The organism is Sedimentimonas flavescens (assembly GCF_019264375.1).
Classification (GTDB): domain Bacteria; phylum Pseudomonadota; class Alphaproteobacteria; order Rhodobacterales; family Rhodobacteraceae; genus Rhodobacter; species Rhodobacter flavescens.
Genome location: NZ_JAHVAI010000040.1, coordinates 1 through 3,253 on the forward strand (window position 1 = coordinate 1; position 3,253 = coordinate 3,253).

Genomic DNA, 3,253 nt, shown 5'->3' on the forward strand with positions numbered 1-3,253 from the left:
CGCGGAGGTGTGCGCCGAAACGTGCGAACCCTGTGTTTCCATAGAAAAGGAGACACAGCCATGTTCGAAGAAATCTTCCTCGCACCGGCGGCGGCAAAGCACCGCAATGCGCCGCTCGCCGATCTAAGGGCAGGATACCTTCTACAACTCAAAGCAGGTGGGGCACGGCGCACCACACTGCGAAAGCATGCGAATGCCCATCTCAACCTCGTGCGGCTTCTGGACCTTCGCGATCACGACAGGATTAGCCAGAATGAGATCGAAACCGCCGCCAGGCTCTGGGCCAATCCCGAAGGTCGCAGATTTGACCAGGAGGCCACAAGTAAGGCCAAGCAGCGCTTCATCAGCCATTGCGCAGACCTTCTGCATCACCTTGGCTGGATCGAAGCCGATGACGCGGTCCATCCCTGTGCCACGGAACTCAGTACCTACGAAACCTGGTTGCGCAAGGAGCGGGGCCTCTCCCCCGAAACGGTTCGTGGTTACTGTCACGCGGCTGACCACTTCCTGACCCGGATTGCGGCGCGCGGCATTCTGATCGGCGCGCTTTCGATAGCTGATATTGACGATATCATTGGTGATGAACATCGCCGCGGCGTCTGGAGCCGAAGAACGCTCCACGACTACGCGCAGCGCCTCAGAGCATTCATCGCCTTTGCCGAAAAGCGCAAATGGTGTCGCCCGGGTTTGGGCGCAGGTATCGTCGCGCCGAGATACAGGGTTGACGAGGTATTGCCGAAGGGGATCGAGCGCAACGACGTCGAGCGGCTTATGGATTCGGTCTGCGGGGGGCGCATTGTCGATCTGCGTGATCGGGCGATCCTCATGCTGTTCACATCCTACGGTTTGCGTGTCGCTGAGGTAGCGGGCCTGCGCCTCGATGACTTCGATTGGGACGCTGAAATGCTTCGAGTCCGATGCCCGAAGCCGGGTCGGACCCAGCTCTGGCCGCTATCTCAGGAAGTTGGGCAGGCGATCCTGGACTACTTCCAGCATGGGCGGCCTACAGGTTACGGGCGCGCTGTCTTCTTCACCTCGCGGGCGCCGATCCGTCCCTTGGATCGCAAAGCATTGGGAAAAATCGTTCGCGATAGACTCGCGACAATCGGCGTCGTGACGGGCCGGCGAGGCCCACATGCACTCCGGCATGCAGCCGCGCAACACCTTATGGATCGCGGCATGTCGATGAAAGTCATCGGAGATTTCCTCGGCCATCGCGATCCGTCTTCAACGGCGATTTATGCGAAGGTCGACTTGGCAGCCTTACGTGAGGCGGCAGCCCTCGAACTGGAGGGCCTGCTATGAAACTGGGAGTTGCGATTGAGCACTACGTCGAATGGCGACAAGCACATGGTGCGAAGTTCACGACGGCACGGAACCTCTTGCGGCAGTTCCTGCGCCACGTCGGTGACGAAATAGAATGCGACGACATATCGACGGACCAGGTGTTGAGCTTTTTGATTGGTCAGGGACCTAGAACCCGGCATCGCGACAGCAAAGCTTATGCTCTGGCGGGCTTTTGGAGATTTGCAATCAGTCGCGATTACGCCGGCTCTTCGCCGCTCCCCGCAAGCGAAGGACCGCGACCCTTGCTGGCTCCACCTCATATTTACAGTCGCATACAGTTGCAGCGTCTCTTCGATCTTCGAAACATCGAGATCGCATTGGGCCGCGCGAAGCAACTCGACCCAATCACGTTCCGCACATTGCTCTTGCTGCTCTATGGCGCCGGGCTGCGCTACAGCGAGGCAACCGGCCTCGCGCGTGAAAATGTCGACATGTCAACTTCCGTCCTGACGATCCGGGATACCAAGTTCCAAAAAAGCAGGTTGGTACCATTCGGATTGTCCCTCGCGAAAGTGCTTGTCGACCACCTGTTGCAGCCTGCGGGAAAGCGATATGCGAAGGATGGTACTGCGTTCTTGCTGTCGAATAGGGACGGCACGCGGCTCGCCAGCAGCACCGTTCAGGCTGCGTTCGACCGGCTACGGCGCACTGCGGACGTCCGTGGTAGCGTGGGTGGTAGAGTAGCACCGCGCCTGCACGATCTCCGACACACCTTCGCCGTTCACAGGCTGACCACTTGGTATAGGCAGGGCGCAGATGTGCAACGGCTGCTGCCGGTGCTGTCCACCTACCTCGGGCACTCCGATCTGGAAGGCACCAAGATCTACCTGACGATGACCCCGGAACTCTTGAGCCAAGCGTCGAGACGATTTGCGCTCTATGCCCATTGAGGTGATGATGCCCGAGCGTGATCTTCTTGGCCCCTGGCTTCGGCGTTTCCTGACCGAATTCATCGTTACCGAGCGAAACCTGGCCCGAAATACGCGTGCCAGCTATCGTGATACCTTCCGCCTGTTCCTGCCATTTGCCAGCCGAAAGCTGAGAAAACCCGTTGACAGGTTGACGGTGCGTGACCTTGCATCAGGGCTCGTTCTAAAGTTCCTCTCGCATGTGGAGGACGACCGCGGATGTTCAGTCCGTACCCGCAATCAACGACTTGCCGCAATAAGAGCCTTTGCCCGCTTTATTGGCAGCAGAGATCCGGCGCATATCGAGTGGTGCGGGCATATCCGCGCCATCTCGTCGAAGAAAACCATGCAGCCATCTGTTGGATGGCTGACTCGGTCGGAAATGGAGGCGATGCTTGCGGTGCCGGATAGGAAGACGGAACGGGGGCAGCACGAATACGCGCTCCTGCTCTTCCTTTACAACACCGGCGCGCGCGTGTCCGAGGCAACAGAGCTGAAGGTGCAGGATCTGTCGCTTGCCGCCCGGAGGGGCGGCCATGATCTTGCGACCCTTCATGGGAAAGGCGGCAAGATCCGCCAGTGCCCGTTGTGGCCGGAAACCGAGCGGGCTCTTGCGCACGAAATCCGTGAACGCGAAATGGACGCACCTGTTTTTGTCAGCAGGCTGGGGACAGGGTTTACGCGCTTCGGGGTCTATCGCCTGATTGAGCGCTGTGCTGCGCAAGTTCCAGCGCTCGCTGGCCGCACGATCACGCCGCATGTGATCCGACATACGACCGCCTGCCATCTGGTTCTTGCCGGGGTGGACATCAACACCATCCGCGCCTGGCTTGGGCATGTGTCGATCAGCACGACCAACATTTATGCCGAGATCGACCTAACGCTGAAAGCCAACGCCGTTGCGCTATGCGAAGTCGGCCAACAGAGGCCAGGGCGCTCGTGGAAGGAGGACAAAGACCTGATGGCGTTCCTGAAATCGCTGTAGCAACCGCGCGTCA

3 protein-coding genes are annotated in these 3,253 nt (G+C 59.4%); all 3 read left to right on the forward strand.

Annotated features, from left to right (window positions below):
- Positions 1–60 precede the first annotated feature (60 nt).
- The 3 genes from KTQ37_RS16515 to KTQ37_RS16525 are packed head-to-tail and all read left to right on the forward strand — an operon-like array spanning position 61 to position 3,240.
- On the forward strand, positions 61–1,305 hold the full coding sequence (locus KTQ37_RS16515; protein WP_218631606.1) for a tyrosine-type recombinase/integrase: 1,245 nt from the start codon (positions 61–63) through the stop codon (positions 1,303–1,305).
- Positions 1,302–2,237, forward strand: coding sequence for a tyrosine-type recombinase/integrase (locus KTQ37_RS16520; protein WP_218631607.1), 936 nt, complete (start codon positions 1,302–1,304; stop codon positions 2,235–2,237). Before KTQ37_RS16515 ends, KTQ37_RS16520 begins: the two co-directional genes overlap by 4 nt.
- The gene (locus KTQ37_RS16525; protein WP_236021303.1) at positions 2,227–3,240 is read left to right on the forward strand and encodes a tyrosine-type recombinase/integrase; all 1,014 of its coding nucleotides are present in this window, start codon (positions 2,227–2,229) and stop codon (positions 3,238–3,240) included. Before KTQ37_RS16520 ends, KTQ37_RS16525 begins: the two co-directional genes overlap by 11 nt.
- Positions 3,241–3,253: the final 13 nt, after the last annotated feature.